Source organism: Clostridium sp. X, assembly GCF_055755365.1.
In genome coordinates this window covers 1,470,301-1,486,778 of record NZ_CM146912.1, presented here as the reverse complement: position 1 = coordinate 1,486,778, position 16,478 = coordinate 1,470,301, and the positions used below count along the sequence as shown (strand labels likewise).

At 30.9% G+C, this 16,478-nt stretch carries 14 protein-coding genes and 1 riboswitch; of the genes, 1 reads left to right on the top strand and 13 read right to left on the bottom strand.

Annotated features, from left to right (window positions below; translation table 11 throughout):
• Positions 1–64 precede the first annotated feature (64 nt).
• Both ACX0KU_RS07605 and asnA read right to left on the bottom strand, forming a co-directional pair.
• Positions 65–1,342 (bottom strand): O-acetylhomoserine aminocarboxypropyltransferase/cysteine synthase family protein, encoded by a 1,278-nt coding sequence (locus tag ACX0KU_RS07605; protein WP_472992306.1) that lies wholly within the window; start codon positions 1,340–1,342, stop codon positions 65–67.
• 112 nt (positions 1,343–1,454) lie between these two features.
• A riboswitch (SAM riboswitch) is annotated at positions 1,455–1,561 on the bottom strand.
• Positions 1,562–1,617: 56 nt separating this feature from the next.
• Complete coding sequence (gene asnA / locus ACX0KU_RS07600; RefSeq protein ID WP_472992304.1) at positions 1,618–2,637, bottom strand: aspartate--ammonia ligase; 1,020 nt, start codon at positions 2,635–2,637, stop codon at positions 1,618–1,620.
• A gap of 246 nt (positions 2,638–2,883) precedes the next feature.
• Between asnA and ACX0KU_RS07595 the strand changes: the two genes are divergently transcribed.
• Positions 2,884–4,254 carry an Ig-like domain-containing domain gene (locus ACX0KU_RS07595; RefSeq protein ID WP_472992303.1) on the top strand — a complete coding sequence of 457 codons (1,371 nt, stop codon included), beginning with the start codon at positions 2,884–2,886 and terminating at the stop codon, positions 4,252–4,254.
• An 88-nt stretch (positions 4,255–4,342) separates the two neighbouring features.
• Here the strand turns inward: ACX0KU_RS07595 and ACX0KU_RS07590 are convergent, their stop codons facing one another.
• From ACX0KU_RS07590 to ACX0KU_RS07540, 11 genes are all read right to left on the bottom strand, one after another.
• The gene (locus ACX0KU_RS07590) at positions 4,343–5,641 is read right to left on the bottom strand and encodes a DRTGG domain-containing protein (protein ID WP_472992301.1); all 1,299 of its coding nucleotides are present in this window, start codon (positions 5,639–5,641) and stop codon (positions 4,343–4,345) included.
• Between the two features lie 9 nt (positions 5,642–5,650).
• Positions 5,651–6,604: a DNA-binding protein WhiA gene (gene whiA, locus ACX0KU_RS07585; protein WP_472992299.1), complete on the bottom strand. Its 954-nt coding sequence runs from the start codon at positions 6,602–6,604 to the stop codon at positions 5,651–5,653.
• 7 nt (positions 6,605–6,611) lie between these two features.
• Positions 6,612–7,949, bottom strand: coding sequence for a gluconeogenesis factor YvcK family protein (locus tag ACX0KU_RS07580; RefSeq protein WP_472992297.1), 1,338 nt, complete (start codon positions 7,947–7,949; stop codon positions 6,612–6,614).
• Complete coding sequence (gene rapZ / locus ACX0KU_RS07575; RefSeq protein ID WP_472992295.1) at positions 7,946–8,830, bottom strand: RNase adapter RapZ; 885 nt, start codon at positions 8,828–8,830, stop codon at positions 7,946–7,948. The genes ACX0KU_RS07580 and rapZ overlap by 4 nt, the downstream gene beginning before the upstream one ends.
• Positions 8,831–8,990: 160 nt before the next feature.
• Entirely contained in the window at positions 8,991–9,911 is a 921-nt protein-coding gene (gene murB / locus ACX0KU_RS07570; RefSeq protein WP_472992293.1) for a UDP-N-acetylmuramate dehydrogenase, read from the bottom strand.
• A gap of 56 nt (positions 9,912–9,967) precedes the next feature.
• Entirely contained in the window at positions 9,968–10,702 is a 735-nt protein-coding gene (locus tag ACX0KU_RS07565) for a phosphatase (RefSeq protein ID WP_472992291.1), read from the bottom strand.
• A 20-nt stretch (positions 10,703–10,722) separates the two neighbouring features.
• On the bottom strand, positions 10,723–12,582 hold the full coding sequence (gene uvrC / locus ACX0KU_RS07560; RefSeq protein ID WP_472992289.1) for an excinuclease ABC subunit UvrC: 1,860 nt from the start codon (positions 12,580–12,582) through the stop codon (positions 10,723–10,725).
• A gap of 31 nt (positions 12,583–12,613) precedes the next feature.
• Positions 12,614–13,216, bottom strand: coding sequence for a metal-dependent hydrolase (locus tag ACX0KU_RS07555; RefSeq protein ID WP_472992419.1), 603 nt, complete (start codon positions 13,214–13,216; stop codon positions 12,614–12,616).
• Between the two features lie 110 nt (positions 13,217–13,326).
• Positions 13,327–14,745 carry a peptidoglycan D,D-transpeptidase FtsI family protein gene (locus ACX0KU_RS07550; RefSeq protein ID WP_472992287.1) on the bottom strand — a complete coding sequence of 473 codons (1,419 nt, stop codon included), beginning with the start codon at positions 14,743–14,745 and terminating at the stop codon, positions 13,327–13,329.
• On the bottom strand, positions 14,738–15,958 hold the full coding sequence (locus ACX0KU_RS07545; protein ID WP_472992285.1) for an FtsW/RodA/SpoVE family cell cycle protein: 1,221 nt from the start codon (positions 15,956–15,958) through the stop codon (positions 14,738–14,740). The genes ACX0KU_RS07550 and ACX0KU_RS07545 overlap by 8 nt, the downstream gene beginning before the upstream one ends.
• 30 nt (positions 15,959–15,988) lie before the next feature.
• A complete protein-coding gene (locus ACX0KU_RS07540) occupies positions 15,989–16,417 on the bottom strand; it encodes an FHA domain-containing protein (protein WP_472992284.1) in 429 nt (142 codons plus the stop codon).
• Positions 16,418–16,478: the final 61 nt, after the last annotated feature.

Sequence of the window (16,478 nt, the reverse complement as noted above, 5' to 3'; positions counted from 1 at the left end):
TATAAAACTATTGGGACTTTATGCCTAAGAAAGCCCTGTATTCAACCGAATACAGGGCTTTTTATTATATTTGTGCTAAAGCATTTTCAATATCATTAATTAAATCATCTATTCCTTCAATTCCAACGGAAACTCTTATAAGTTCTGGATTAACTCCAGCTTGTCTTTGGCTTTCTTCATCTAATTGTTGATGTGTTGTAGATGCTGGATGTATTACAAGAGATTTAGCATCTCCTACATTTGCAAGGAGTGAGAAAATTTCTAATGAATTTATAAATTTCACACCGCTTTCTAATCCACCCTTTACTCCGAAAGTAAATATAGCTCCAGCTCCTTTTGGAAGATACTTCTCTGCAAGAGTTTTATATTTGCTATCAGCTAAACCTGGGTAGTTTACCCACTCAACTTTAGGGTGATTACTTAAATATTCTGCAAGCTTTTTAGCATTCTCTACATGTCTTTCTACTCTAAGCGATAATGTTTCAAGACCTATTAATAATTGGAAAGAGTTAAATGGAGATATACATGCTCCTGTATCTCTTAATAATGCAGTTCTAAGTCTTAAGATATAAGCTGCTTCTTTAAAAGCTTCATAGTAAGAAAGTCCGTTATAGCTCTTATCCGGTTCAACAAGTTTTGGGAACTTACCATTATTCCAATCAAACTTTCCTGAGTCTACTACTATTCCCCCTATAGATGTACCATGACCTCCTATATACTTTGTAGCTGAATGTACTACAATATCTGCTCCAAATTCAAATGGTCTGCAAAGGTATGGAGTTGCAAAAGTATTATCTATAATTAGCGGAACTCCATTTTTATGAGCAACGTCTGCTATGGCTTCTATATCACATATATTAATTCCTGGATTTCCTATTGTTTCTATAAATACTGCTTTAGTTTTTTCTGTTATAGCCTTTTGAAAATTTTCTACATTTTCTGGATCTACAAAGTTAACCTTAATTCCAAAGTTAGGTAAAGTATTTTCAAATAAAGAATAAGTACCACCATATATTGTAGATGCTGCTACAATTTCATCTCCGCTACCAGCAATATTTAAGATAGCATATGTTATAGCTGCCATTCCTGATGCCGTTGCAACTGCTCCAACCCCACCTTCTAATAAAGTAACTCTCTTCTCAAAAACATCTGTAGTTGGATTCATGATACGAGTATAAATATTTCCAAACTTCTTTAAACCAAATAAATCAGCTGCATCTTGTGTATCTTCAAATACATAAGAAGTTGTTTGATATAGTGGTACAGCTCTTGATTTTGTTACAGCATCTATTTCTTGCCCACCGTGTAATTGAATTGTTTCAAAAGATAATTGTTTTGTCATTTTTAATTGCCCCCTTAGTAATTTCGTTACAGAAACTCCTTGTCTATTTTGCCCCGATAAAATAAAAAAATCTTTCTGTAGATAAGCTACAGAAAGATTTTAATCTCTCAGTTCCTTATCTTCCAGGTATAAATACCTGCTGGATTTAGCACCTTAAAACATTGCTGTTTAGGTTGCCGGACGTCATCGGGCCAGTCCCTCGGTCACTCTTGATAAGAAGTTCCGTATTTAATTTATCTAATAATAACAAGCTTTTCATAGTTTGTCAATAAGTTTTATAATAATTGTATTCCTGATTCTTCACACTCTTTTATAATGTCTTCTGACCATATAGAAGATTGAACTTCACCTATATGAGCTTTTCTTAAGAAAAACATACATATTCTTGATTGACCAATTCCCCCACCCATTGTTAAAGGAAGTTTATCCTCTACAAGCATTTTGTGGAATTCTAATTCTATTCTTTCCATACAACCTTCTTTTTCTAATTGAGATACTAATGATTCTTTATCTACTCTAATACCCATAGAAGAAAGCTCAAAAGCGCACTCTAAAAGAGGATTCCAAAATACAATATCTCCATTTAATTGCCAATCATCATAATCTGGTGCTCTTCCATCATGTTTTTCGCCTGATGCTAATTTATCTCCTATTTTCATTATAAAGACTGCACCTTTATCTTCTGCTATTTTATTTTCTCTTTCTTTAGCAATTAAACCAGGATACATATCTTCTAACTCTTGAGTAGTTATAAATGTAATCTTTTCTGGTAATATTTTATCTATCTCAGGATATTTGCTATTGATAAATTCTTCAGTAGCTTTGAACACTTCATATATCCCTTCTACTGTACCTTTTAGTTTATCAATAGTTCTGTCTTCTTTGCTTATAACCTTTTCCCAATCCCATTGGTCTACATACATAGAATGAAGGTTATCTAACTCTTCATCTCTTCTTATAGCATTCATGTCTGTATAAAGGCCTTCTCCTGAAGTAAAACCATATCTATATAATGCCATTCTCTTCCATTTAGCTAATGAATGTACTATTTGTATTTCTTCATCTTTAATATCTAATGCATCAAAACCTACTGGTCTTTCTACTCCATTTAAATTGTCATTAAGTCCTGTAGATGCCTTTACAAATAAAGGTGCTGATACTCTAGTTAAATTTAATTTATATGCAAGCTCTCTTTCAAAATAATCTTTAAGCTTTTTTATTGCTATTTCTGTTTTTCTTAAATCTAAGCTTGAATGATAAGCTTTAGGAATTATAACCTTTTTAACAGTTTCCATATTTCCTGCCCCCAAATCCCAATATTTTAAATATCTAATTCATTAAAAATTATAACCTCTTTATTGTAGTTTTTCAATATATTTTACGTTATTTTATCAAGATATTAATATTAAAGCCTCAAATTTTATAATCAATAAATTTCTAGTAAATAAGAGTGGTTTTTTTATGAATTCAAAAAAATTCCCTTATAATTATTCAACTATAGTATACTTAACATAGTAAATAAGTTATGAGAAGGTGTTAATTTGAAATCTAATAACAGAACTACTAAACTTGTATCTTTATCTTTTATTTTAGTATTTACAATAAATATTTTTTTTATGAATACTTCCACTAAAGCCCAGCCTGTAAATGTAGAAATTCCAAGCATAGAGAATAAGGAAATTCTTGAAAAACAATTTATAAATCCTAGTAATACAAAGGAAAAATCACGTTTGTATTACCTTAAGGATATCGATTCTAAAACTCCTGTTATCTTTTTTTGTCATGGGTATGGTGGGTCAGATCCTAATTTATATAAAAATTTAATCAATCATATCGTAAGCCAAGGCTATATAGTTGTTTATATACCTTATCCTATTATTCCTTTACCTATTAATAAAACAGTAATAGAAGAAAAATATACTATATTATGGGATGGTATTGAAGAATCAGTAAAATCATATGGAGATTTAATGGATCTAACAAAGATAGGATTTGTTGGGCACTCCTTTGGTGCCGGCGCACTCCCTGCACTTACTTATAAAGCTATAGAGAGTAATAACTGGGGTACATCTGGCGCTTTTATGTATATGTTGGCTCCTTGGTATTCTTATCAAATAACTCAAGAGCAATTAAGTAACTTTCCAAAACAGACTAAACTAATAATGGAAGTTTTCAACGATGATGTTACTAATGATCACAGAATGGCAAAAGATATATTTGAAAATATTAGTATACCAAATAGTGAGAAGGACTTTATTAATCTGTATAGTTCTTATAACTCTAATCTAGTGGCACTAGCAAGTCACGGGGTTCCTCTTAACAATGACTATGAACCAGATATGTATAAAGCCTTAGATAAATATGGCATTTATAATCTCTTCGATGGATTAGCTATGTACAGCTTTAATAAAGATTTAGAAAGTAAGAAAATAGCTTTAGGGAATGGTAGTAAAAATCAAATATACATGGGCACATGGGCTGATGGAAAAAAATATAGAGACCTCCAGGTTACAGATTTCCCAGTGCTAACCAAATCACAATCTTTCTATACGTATAGCTGGGATAGTCCCTTAAATCCTAGAAGAAATGAAAGTTATTTCACCGATGAGAGTGATGGCTTTATATATATAAATAAAGAATCTGTAAGCACCAACAAGGAATGGAAAATAAATTTTAATTCTGAAATCGATGCTACCTATTTAGATGATACTAGTATAAACCTCTATAATAGCGCCGGAAAACCTGTTCTGTTTAATATGATTACTACTGACAACAATACATCAATTAAAATCATTCCACTACAGCCTTACGATTATGGAGAGACCTATTCCCTTTATATTAATAAAGGTATGTTCTCCTCTAAAGGTGCTTATCTAAATAAAAGCTATATTCTCACCTTTACAGTTAGATAATTCATATAACAATAGTAAAAAAGGTACCTTTGAGTTAACTCTTTACTCTCGGTACCTTTCTTTTGAACTTAATTATAGGTTTCTGATTTTATCTCAATATACTAGCAGAAAGCATAGCTTTTGCTATTAATTTCTTTTTATTATACATATTCATCTCAACCTTACAAAAGTTTCTTCCTATATCAATAATCTGTGCATCTATATGTATTATACTATCCATTTGTATCGGTTCTATAAAGTATGTAGAAATACTATCTACTCTTATATTTTCATTACTTTTCCGCCTCAATGTTGCTATACCTATTGTAGAAAGTAACATATTTAGCGAACTCCAAGACGCTGTACCCATATGGTCTAGCATTTCAAGTTTTATCTTACCTGTAAACCTTATTAAATCTTCTTGAACCTCTTGTTCAAAGCTTTTAAGAATTATATCTTCTAAAGTCTCCCCTACTTGAGGTTGTCTTGCTATATAATGGAGAGCTTTTATTACATCATCTCTTCCTACAATTCCTACAAGCTTTTTTCTTCTAACTACAGGACAAATCTCTATACCTTCCCATCCCATAATATGTGCTGCATAAGAAACTGTAGTTTTCTCTGTAACATTTATAGGATCTTTGCTCATTATTTTACTTATTAGAACATCATTACTGCTATCCCTTGGCAAATCCTTTATTGTCACAATGCCTACAACATTCATACCATCATCTACTACTGGATATCTTTCACGCCCTGTTTCAGAGATCATTTGCCTTAAAAAGCTAACAGTTTCATTTTCTTTTATGTAATTAACTTTTGTTTTCATTATATCTTCTACTAGGATTATTTCCTTCTTAATTAAATTTTCAGATATAGCTTTACTAATAGTAGTAGCTACAGTAAAGCTATCATAGCTTGAAGATATTATAGGCAAGTTTTTACTATCTCCCAACTTTTTAATGTTGTCACTACATGTAAAGCCTCCAGTTATAAGCACAGCACATTCATTTTCTAAGGCCACCCTTTGAATATCTTCCCGATTCCCTACTATCACTATACACCCAGGCAACATGTATCTTTTTGCCTCATTAAGCTGCATAGCTCCTATAATAAACTTATTTAACTTTTTATGTACTCCATCTTTACCACCAAGTATAGTACCTTCTACTATATTTACAACTTCAGCATAACTTAAAGATTCTATGCTTTTCTTTTCAATCTTTTCAATTCTAACAGTTCCCACCCTTGGAATTGTAGCTACTGTTCCCAATATCTCAGCATCTTTTATAGCTCTATATGCAGTTCCTTCACTTACTCCAAGTTCACTCGCTATACTTCTTACTGAAATCTTATTTCCCACTTTAAGCGAATGTATGTGCTTTATTATCTCTTCATGCTTTGACATGCAACATACCTACTTTCCTTCTTTTCTAAGCTCCTCTGCAATTTTCTCAATTCTTCTAAGTCTATGATTAATTCCTGACTTACCAACAGGAGGATCAAGCATTTCTCCTAACTCTTTTAACGACTCATTAGGATAGTTTATTCTTAGTTCAGCAACATCTCTTAGATTTTGTGGAAGTCTTTTCAATCCTATTTCACTCTCTATTAGTCTTATACTCTCTATTTGTCTAACTGCTGCATTTACTGTTTTCCCTAGGTTTGCCGTCTCACAATTAACTAATCTATTAACGTTATTTCTCATTTCTTTCATTATTCTAACATTTTCAAGTTCTAACAATGATTCATGTGCTCCAATTATATTAAGAAGGTCTACTATCTGTTCTCCTTCCTTTAAATAAATAACATTACTACTTTTTCTCTGTATAACCTTAGAATTTAATCCATAACTATTGATAAGCTTACTTAACTCTTCAGCATACTCCTCGTGGTGAGTAACAAATTCAAGGTGGTAAGCTTTCTCTGGGTTACTTATACTTCCTCCCCCTAAAAATACCCCTCTTATAAATACTCTTTTATACTCGTCCTTAGATACTATATGGTCTGGAATACTGTAATCTAAAGAAATCATACCATTCTCTTCTTTAAGTACTCCAACTTCCTTTAGTAGTTCCTTTACTCCCATTTCATGATCTATCATAACAGCATATATATTATTCTTTTTTAATGAGTTACTCTTCTTTACAAATATCTTTGTATGTATCTTGAAATGATCCTTTAAAAGCCTAAAGATTAATCTTGCAATTGCAGGATTTTCTGTAGAAATCCTAAAGTTTATCTTCATTTCTCCAGCAAATCCTAGAGTTCCGCTTACCTTCATAATTCCAGATAACTCCGCAATTGCTTCACCTTTACTTAGTTCATTATATCTGCATATCTCATTTTTAACTTTTGAAGAAAATGACATTTTCCTGTTACTCCTTAACTCTTTTATTTTCTTTTAATCTTTGGGATAAATAAAAATATTCTAGTATTTTCTTTCTATCAAATAATAATTTTTTTTCCATTATTACTTCCATTAAAAATTTAGCTAATTTATCTGGATCATGCCTAATCAATCCACTTTTTATAGTTATGAAATTTCCCTCTACAATTCTTACACCTAAATCTATAATATTTTTTTCATATACTTTAACTGGCTTTGAATTTTTTTCTCGATACTTATCCTTTATTGAATCATTTATTTTTTGAGTATTAGTAGCCACGTAGTCTACTATTCCTTCTCCAGCATGACTAAATATTGCCTTTATATGATCTGCTACCTCATAGTCGTCAGTTTCTCCTTCTTGTGTCATTATATTTGATATATAAATTTTTATAGCATTAGTGTCCTTTAATGCTTCACTTATCCCTTTAACTAGAAGGTTTGGAATTACACTTGTATAAAGACTGCCTGGTCCTAAAATCACTGCATCTGCATCTAATATAGCTTCAACAGCTTCATCTAAAGCTTTTGCACCTGAAGGTTGTATAAAAAGTCTTTCAATTGCGGAACTTTGTTTTATAACTTCTGAAGGAATATTCGATTCTCCACAAATAACATTTCCATTTTTTAATTTGGCCTTTAATGTCATATCTTCTAGTGTTACAGGAAGTACTCTTCCTCCAACTGCAAGCACTGAACTCATTTTCTTCACAGCTTCCTCAAAATTATTAGAAATACCGTCCATAGCTGCTAAGAACAAGTTACCAAAGCTTTGATTCTTTAAATTTCCTTCTTTAAATCTATATTGCAAAAGTTCTTCCATTAAAGGCTCTGTATCAGCTAATGCTAGTATACAGTTTCTAATATCCCCTGGTGGCAGTATTCCAAGTTCCTCTCTTAGAGTTCCAGAACCACCTCCATCATCACCAACTGTAACAATAGCTGTAATATTAGATGTATAATATTTTAAACCCCTAAGCATAGTAGAAAGCCCTGTTCCACCGCCTATTGCAACAATTTTTGGCCCTTTTACAAGTAGTCTTTTCTCATAAATAAGATTTTCTAACTTAGTAGAATTTATAGATACATTTAAATAACCTTTATTGATTAATAAAATAATTACTCTTATTCCTTGAGTAATAGAAATGTATAGTATTGTGATTCCTGCTAAAATAAGAAAAACATAAAAACACTTATAATTGACATTAACATACTTTCTATTAAAAAACTCTACAGCAGCAAAGACAATGAATAAGATCCCCATAACTCCTAAAGCAATCCATCTCTTTACCTTTATACCAGGCTTTAGCCACTGTATTAATCTCATAGTTTTTTTCCAACCTTTTTGACATCTTCATTTAAATCTCTATGCTCTTTTATTACTTTGTGACCTTTTTGTTTAAACCTTTCAAATATTGTGTTAGCTATAGTCACTGAACGGTGTCTACCACCAGTACATCCTATTCCAACAACCAGCTGTCTTTTACCTTCTTTTATATAGTTTGGAATTAAAAAGTCAAGCATATCTTCTAATTTATTAATAAATTCCTTAGTTTCTTTAAATCCTAGTACATATTCATTTATACATTTGTCATTTCCTGAAAACTCTTTAAGTTCTGGTATATAGAATGGATTCGGTAAGAATCTTACATCAAAAATTAAATCTGCATCTACTGGTATACCATATTTAAATCCAAAGGAAAGCACATTTAATATAAGCTTATTTTCCATTTGAGAATCATCGCCATATATTTGAGAAATCTTTTCTCTTAATTGCATAGGCGTTAGGTCTGAGGTATCTATTGTATTTGTAGCTCTATATTTTACATCATTTAGTCTTTGTCTTTCTAATTCAATTCCTTGTATTACCCTACCCTCAGGTGCAAGTGGGTGTTTTCTTCTAGATTCTTTATATCTTTTTACTAGTACATTATCATTAGCATCTAAAAATAAAATTTCATATTCATAGCTGTTTTCCTTAAGATATTTCAAATTCTCAAATAGGTCATAGAAAAACTCTCCACCTCTTATATCTATAACTAATGCTATTTTATCTATCTTTCCATCTGTTTGAAAACAAGCTTCTGCAAATTTTCCCATTAGAGTAGGAGGTAAATTATCTACGCAGAAGTACCCTAGGTCTTCTAAGCTTCTAATTGCTTGACTTTTTCCTGCTCCTGAAAGTCCAGTTACAATAACAAATCTCATATATAATCATCCTCCCTGTACTGATACAGTTTTATTTTTTAATTATAGCACATTTTCTAAAAACATTTAATCAGCTTTAATGTAATAAAAAATTAAAAGACTAGTATAGGTATAACCCATATTAGTCTTTGTTATTAATAATTCCATACTATTATATTATTTAAAATCCATCTTCACCAATTATTCTAACTTCAGTACTCAATTCAACATCATATTTTTCTTTTACTGTTTGCTGAACAACACTTATTAAATCTAATATTTCTTTTGCTGTTGCCCCTTCTTTATTAATTATAAATCCTGAATGCTTGATAGATACTTCAGCTCCACCTAATTTTTTACCTTTTAATCCACTATCTTCTATAAGTTTTGCCGCAAAATATCCTTCTGGTCTTTTAAAAGTACTTCCTGCTGAAGGATATTCTAATGGCTGCTTATCTCTTCTTCTATTCATCAAGTCATCCATTCTATCTTTTATAGCATTGTAGTCTCCTTGTTCTAACTTAAAGGTAGCTTCTAAAACTACATAATCATACTTCAAAATTGCACTCATTCTATAGCTTAACTCTAATTCTTCTTTTGATAATTTTTTAATATTTCCTTCTTTATCTACTATAAGGGCGCTTTCAATAACTTGAGATATTTCTCCATTATAAGCTCCTGCATTCATTGCAACAGCTCCACCTACACTACCTGGTATGCCATGTGCAAACTCCATACCCTTTAAACTTTGTTTTAGTGCTTGAACTGATGCACTTGAAAGAAGTGCCCCGCCTTGTGCTATCACTCTTTCTCCATCTGCTTTAACTTCATTAAGTTTAGACATGTTAATTACTACACCTCTAATGCCTCCATCTTTAACTAGAAGATTTGAACCATTTCCAATTATAAAATAAGGTGTATTACTTTCAATACAAATTTTTATTACTTCTTTAACTTTTTCATAAGTTTTAGGTGTAACATATACATCAGCTGGCCCACCTACTCTAAATGAAGTATGATCCTTCATAAGCACATTAACTTGTAAGTCTTGTTCATCTAAAACAGTTTTTAATTTTTTATTAAAATCATCATACTGACCCATTTATTTCTCCTTGATAATTATTAAATATGTAAATAGTATAAACTATTTAGTACAATCTAATCAATATTAATATCCTTCAACTTTCCTTTACTCTTTAGATATCTTATAAAATTATTTTCATCTAAATTCATTATTAGTTCATCAGGCATTCCTATTTTTTCTAGAATAGGTCCTGTCTTATCAAATTTACCAATGTCAAAGCATACATGTGCATCTGTACCCATTATAACTTTCGTATTATACTTCTTGCAGAGTTCAGCAATTTTTATACAAGTAGGCTCGCTCCCTTCACGGGATACTTTAAATGAACTATTATTTATTTCTATAAGAATATCTTTTTCTTTAGCCTTCTTCACAATCTCTTCTTCATATATTGGATAACTAGGATTTCCAGAGTGCCCTATAATATTAACATACGGATTATCCATCACTTTTAGCAGGGTCTCTGTATTTTTTTCTCGTGTACCTGCCTCTATACAAGGCTCGTGCATACTAGCAATAACTATATCTAGCTTACTTGCTATAATATCTGGTATATCTATATTGCCACTAAAATCTATTATATTAGCTTCACATCCATGAAGCATTGTAACACCATATATCTCTCTTGGCAAAACTTTTAAGTTTCCAAAATACCAAAGATGTGGTGCACTTGGCATAGTAGGCCCATGGTCTGTGGTTCCAAGTATTTTTAAGCCTATTTCCGATGCATATTTTGCATTCTCTAATAAAGTACTATATGCATGACCACTGGATATTGTGTGTGTGTGAACATCTAAAACATATTTCATTCTCCACACCCTTTCTATTTTTATTTATGAAAATAATCTATAATACTTTTCGCTGCTTTTTCGTTAATAGATTCCGTATCTACTAACTCTTTATAAGAAGCATTTTTAATATTATCTATACTTCCAAATTTCTTCAATAGCTCTCTTCTTCTTTTTAATCCTATATTAGGTATATCTTCTAATACGGAATGTAAAGTCCTCTTATCTCTTAAACTTCTATGATAAGTTATTGAAAATCTGTGAACCTCATCTTGAATTCTAGTAATTAAATTCATAATTTTTGAATTGGCTTTAATATTTAATTCTATATTATTATACACTAAACCTCTAGTTTTGTGTTTGTCATCTTTTACCATGCCACAAACAGGTATATTTATATTAAGACTTTGTAACACTTCTAAAGCTACATTTACTTGACCCTTTCCTCCATCCATAAGGATAAGATCTGGGAATATACTGAATTTAGCTCCACTTAATAAAAGCTCTCTCTCTTGTATCTCTTTAGTTTCATTAAGTCCATGTTTGAATCTTCTAGTTAATATTTCTCTCATACTATCATAATCGTTTGCACCCTTTACGGACTTAATTTTAAATCTTCTATAATCACTATTTTTAGGTTTACCCTCTTCAAAAACTACCATCGTTCCTACAGAATCTACTCCCTGAATATTAGAGATATCATAAGCCTCTATTCTACTTGGTATATCCTCTAAGTCCAATATTTCAGCTAATTCTTTCAAAATATTACCTTGAAGTTCCTTATCAATCTTCATCTTTGATTTAAATTGTTCTAAAGTACTCTTTGCATTACTCTCAACCAGTTCTAAAAGTTTTTTCTTTTCGCCCTTTTGAGGTGCTTTAATAAAAACTTTAGCTCCTCTTTTAGAAGTTAGCCAATCCTCTAGTAATTCTATATCAGTAGCTTCTGGTACATATATAGTTTTTGGAATAAATGCTGTTCCTCCATAAAAATCCTTTATAAAATTTGAAATTACTTCTCCTTTTTCATTAAAAATGCTATTATCTAAAATAAAATGCTCTCTCCCCATAATTTTACCATTTCTAACAAAAAATACTTGAGCACACCAATCCTCTTCATCACTATATACATTAATAAAATCTTCATTTTCAAAATTACTTGATATGATCTTTTGTCTTTCTCTTATTTTATCTATAGCTAGGATTTTATCTCTCAAAGAAGCTGCCTTTTCAAAATCTAAGTTTTCAGATGCATCATTCATTTTTTCTTTTAAATTATCTACAATTTCACTATCTCTTCCAGTTAACAAATCTATTATTTGCTTTATAGTCTTGCCGTATTCTTCTTTACTAATATGTGCTGCACAGGGTGCTGTACATAAATTTATATGATAATTTAAGCATGGCTTTATAGCTTCACCATCTTCTTTTATAGTCAATCTACAAGTTCTAATTGGAAAGATTTTTTTTATAAGCTCAATAGTTTCATAAACTGCGGATGCATCTGGATATGGTCCAAAGTACTTTGCTCCATCCTTTGCTCTAATTCTTGTTACAAAAACTCTTGGAAAGTCTTCACTTGTAGTTATCTTTATAAAAGGATAGTGTTTATCATCTTTTAAAAGAATATTATATCTAGGTCTATATTTCTTAATTAAATTACACTCCAAAATAAGTGCTTCCATTTCAGAATCTGTAATGATATACTCAAATTCCTCTATATTTTTAACCATAGCCTTAACCTTACTGCCATGATTTTTAGAATTTTGAAAATACTGTCTTACTCTATTCTTTAGCACTTTCGCTTTTCCAACATATATAATTTCCCCAAGGGAGTTTTTCATTAAGTATACTCCAGGCTTTTCTGGTAACATCTTTAATTGATACTCAAAGTCGAACATATAATACTAAAACCTCCACTCTGCAATCATCTTAAAATATTCCTGGCAATCTATATACAATATACGCAATCCCCGTAATTATTAAAAAATCTTCAAAAACACTTCCACCTTTTGAATTTGCATTATAGGTCAGTGGAAGTTTATATTTCTTTTTTATTAATGGATAGAATAAAGGAATTCCTTTTTTAGTACCCATATCACATAATAAATGCATACCATATCCAATCATAAAATAGTATGGTCCATTATGTATATTATAAGCTTTCCCTATATATCTGCATATTATTGTAAATACTATTAGTCCTACTAAACTATGAGTAAGACCATTTCTATGTGAAGAAATCGCTACAAATATTAAAGTAACTCCTAAAGCCTTTAAAACTATATCATTTACATACAAATAATCAAAATAAAATACTATAGAAGAAAGACATAAGTATATTACAGTCTTAGTTAACTTATTTTTAAATGGCAATATATATTTATTAATCATACTTTTTGGATGATCTATATCCGGCATTAAAGATGCAATTATTACTATAATAAAACCCATATAATCAAATCCCCCAGGGATCTTATGATATATAGACATAAACGTAACTGCACCTATTCCTATATGAGTTTTCCCTTTCATTTTTGCTCCTTTATTAATTAATATCAAAAAAAGTCAAGATTCTACAAATATCTTGACTTTATTATAACATTAATATTATAAAAGAAACATATGTTCTTTTACTATTTTCCCTACTTCTTTAACACTTCTCTCATTACTTCTCTAGCTATTTCTGCGGCCTTTCCTCCACCAACTCCACCATTTTCTACAATAACAGCTATAGCTATTTCGGGATTTTCATAAGGTGCAAAGCCTACAAACCAAGAGTGAGGATTTTCATTTGTTCTTCCTGTGTCTGCTGTACCAGTTTTCCCACCTACACTAACTCCACTTAAAGCTGCATTTTTACCAGTTCCTTTATCTATAGTATCCTTCATATATTCTTTAATCAATTTAGCATTTTGTTCTGATGTTACCGTCTTAACTGCCTGACTCTTTATTTTTTTAATACTTTCTCCATTTTCATTTAAAATGTCCTTTACTACAAAAGGTTTCATGATTACACCTTTATTAGCAATACCTGCAGTCATAAGTGCCATATCAAAAGGGGTTACAAGAACTTCCCCTTGACCTATAGCAGTTTGTGCCATGTTTCCTAATTCATTTCTTTTTAGAGTTGGAAATCTACTGTTTTTTACATTAAAATCATCTATTGGAGTTTTTTCATTAAAATAGAACTTTTCTGCTGTTGATTTTAGAGCATCATTTCCTAGTTCTATACCTAAACTTCCAAAAACCACATTACTTGATTTATAGAAGGCTTTTCTAAGGTCAATATTTCCATACTTATTTCCATCAAAATTTCTTAGAGATTCTCTTTGATTGAATACAAGGACACCTTCATCTTCAAAAGTTCTTGTTGTAACATCACTTATATTTTCTAATGCACTAAGTGTGGTTATTATCTTAAAAATAGATCCCGGTGGATACATTCCCATTATAGCTCTATTATATAATGGTATATTCTTATCTGAATTTAAAGTTTTCCAGCTTTCTTCTAGATTATTAGGATTATAGGATGGCTTTGACACCATAGCTATTATCTCTCCATTCTGAGGATTCAGTGCTACCACTGCCCCTTTGTTGTTTCCCAATAAATCAAAAGCTCTTTTTTGAACTGAATAATCTAGAGTAGTTCTTACACTATATCCAACTTTATCGTTTTTTTCTGTAATAGAATTTAAAAACTTAGATATATCCATAGTACTAGACCCAATTAATATCCCATCATATTGTTTTTCAAGTCCACTTACCCCATATCGTGGATTTACATATCCTAATACATGAGCAAACACTTCTCCATCTACATAGGTTCTCTCTTGATTTAAGGTACTAACCTTTTTACTTTTGGTTAATGCTTTCATATTTCTATCAAATATTGTACCCCTTAATACTTCATTTCTCTTAGCCTGTATTCTTCTATTATAAGGACTTTCTACTATCTTTTCAGCTTTAAAAACTTGAAAATAAGTTATATATGAAACTATCCCGATAAAAAATAATAAGAATACTACAAGCACCTTTTTAATATTCTTAGAAATATCATTCATTACCTATCCCCTCCTCAGAAATTTTTTGGAGAATTCCTAAGGCAAAAAAAGTAGTTATCATAGAACTTCCTCCATAACTTATAAGTGGAAGAGTAATACCTGTTAAAGGTATTAAATTTATGACTCCACCAACTATGACTAAAACCTGTGTGGCTATCATAGAGCTATATCCTACAGCTAGTAGGGCAGAGAACTTATTTTCTGCATATACCGCCGCCCTCATACATCTATAAAACAGTAAGAAATATAATATTATAATAGCAAAAGCCATTAATCCTCCCATTTCCTCACTTAATACTGCAAAAATAAAGTCTGTAGCATTTACAGGAATAAACTCTGGATGACCTTGCCCAAGTCCTGTCCCGAACAATCCTCCTGTGGCTATAGCAATCATAGATTGTACTACCTGATATCCTTCATCATTTGCATATGCCCATACATCTTTCCAAATCTGTATTCTAACTCTTAAATGGGAAAATAGATTATAACTTACAACAGACCCTGCTGCAAATAGTCCTAAACAGGTAATTACATATTTTATCTTTGAAGTTGATATATATAGCATAGTTACTGAAATACCAAAGAATAATAAGGCAGACCCTAAATCTCTTTGGAGAACCATAAAACCAAGAACCACCATAACTACTATAGCTGGCTCTACTAGGTCTTTATGCTCTTCATATTTTCTTAAAGTGGAAGATAGATAGGCAACTAAAAAAAGCTTCCCAAACTCTGAAGGTTGAAAAGCAATCCCACCTAATGTAATCCAGTTTTTAGCTCCATACTTTTCTTCCCCTAAAATAGTTCCTAGTGCCATTAAGATAATTGTACATACTAAATAAAAATATTTATACTTAGCAAATCTCCGTAAGTCTGGCAATATCACAACTATTAAGATAAACCCTACTATTCCCACAGTAAACCATATAACTTGCTTTAACGCATCTGATCTATCTATTCTATATAATAAAACCAATCCTACAACTGTAAGTATACTAGCAAATATTTGTATATACTTATCTCCATCCGGAAAAAATTTTCTTACTACAAAATGCCCATATGCAATAAGCCCACAGACTATTAATCCTATAGTCATTGCTGTCTTATCTAATCCAGTCTTCGGAAAACCTAGGAGACTTAGATTCATGAAGCATACTAAGCAGAAAATATAAGTGTATCTTAAGAGCCTTTTCTCATCTCTCTTACTATCCATTTAATACTTCTCCATCCTTATCATAAAATCTTATCCTATTACTTTAAATACATATTCTCCAATAGCAATCTCATCATCTATATTTAAATAGATCGGCTTTTCTAATATGTTACCATTCACTACAACTCCATTGGTGCTTTTTAAATCTTGAATAACATAATCATTATTTTTTAAGAATACTACTGCATGATGCCCTGATACATACTGATCATCAAGTATAAGTTCATTATCTTCTTTTCTACCTATTGTAAGCCTTGTAGAAATGGGTACAACAGATCCTACCTTTAGTATAGAGTTTCCCTGTCCTATTTGAATAACTTCAAGACCTAGCCTTTTTATACTATTCTTTTTCTTATTTTGCCCCTTTATATCCTTATACATAATTCTTAATGCCCAAAAGATTATAATATATATAACTGCAATAATGAGAACTCTTAAAACTAATCTCAGTAAAGGCATACTTTCACCTTCTTATTAAAAATTTATTATATGAAAAACTAGCATTTTAAAATGCTAGTTT

What these genes read in the sequence shown, in the direction of transcription:
- ACX0KU_RS07605 (WP_472992306.1), bottom strand. Translation starts at nt 1,342, where the DNA reads ATGACAAAACAATTATCTTTTGAAACAATTCAATTACACGGTGGGCAA.
- asnA (WP_472992304.1), bottom strand. Translation starts at nt 2,637, where the DNA reads ATGGAAACTGTTAAAAAGGTTATAATTCCTAAAGCTTATCATTCAAGC.
- ACX0KU_RS07590 (WP_472992301.1), bottom strand. Translation starts at nt 5,641, where the DNA reads ATGTCAAAGCATGAAGAGATAATAAAGCACATACATTCGCTTAAAGTG.
- whiA (WP_472992299.1), bottom strand. Translation starts at nt 6,604, where the DNA reads ATGTCATTTTCTTCAAAAGTTAAAAATGAGATATGCAGATATAATGAA.
- ACX0KU_RS07580 (WP_472992297.1), bottom strand. Translation starts at nt 7,949, where the DNA reads ATGAGATTAATACAGTGGCTAAAGCCTGGTATAAAGGTAAAGAGATGG.
- rapZ (WP_472992295.1), bottom strand. Translation starts at nt 8,830, where the DNA reads ATGAGATTTGTTATTGTAACTGGACTTTCAGGAGCAGGAAAAAGTCAA.
- murB (WP_472992293.1), bottom strand. Translation starts at nt 9,911, where the DNA reads ATGGGTCAGTATGATGATTTTAATAAAAAATTAAAAACTGTTTTAGAT.
- ACX0KU_RS07565 (WP_472992291.1), bottom strand. Translation starts at nt 10,702, where the DNA reads ATGAAATATGTTTTAGATGTTCACACACACACAATATCCAGTGGTCAT.
- uvrC (WP_472992289.1), bottom strand. Translation starts at nt 12,582, where the DNA reads ATGTTCGACTTTGAGTATCAATTAAAGATGTTACCAGAAAAGCCTGGA.
- ACX0KU_RS07555 (WP_472992419.1), bottom strand. Translation starts at nt 13,216, where the DNA reads ATGAAAGGGAAAACTCATATAGGAATAGGTGCAGTTACGTTTATGTCT.
- ACX0KU_RS07550 (WP_472992287.1), bottom strand. Translation starts at nt 14,745, where the DNA reads ATGAATGATATTTCTAAGAATATTAAAAAGGTGCTTGTAGTATTCTTA.
- ACX0KU_RS07545 (WP_472992285.1), bottom strand. Translation starts at nt 15,958, where the DNA reads ATGGATAGTAAGAGAGATGAGAAAAGGCTCTTAAGATACACTTATATT.
- ACX0KU_RS07540 (WP_472992284.1), bottom strand. Translation starts at nt 16,417, where the DNA reads ATGCCTTTACTGAGATTAGTTTTAAGAGTTCTCATTATTGCAGTTATA.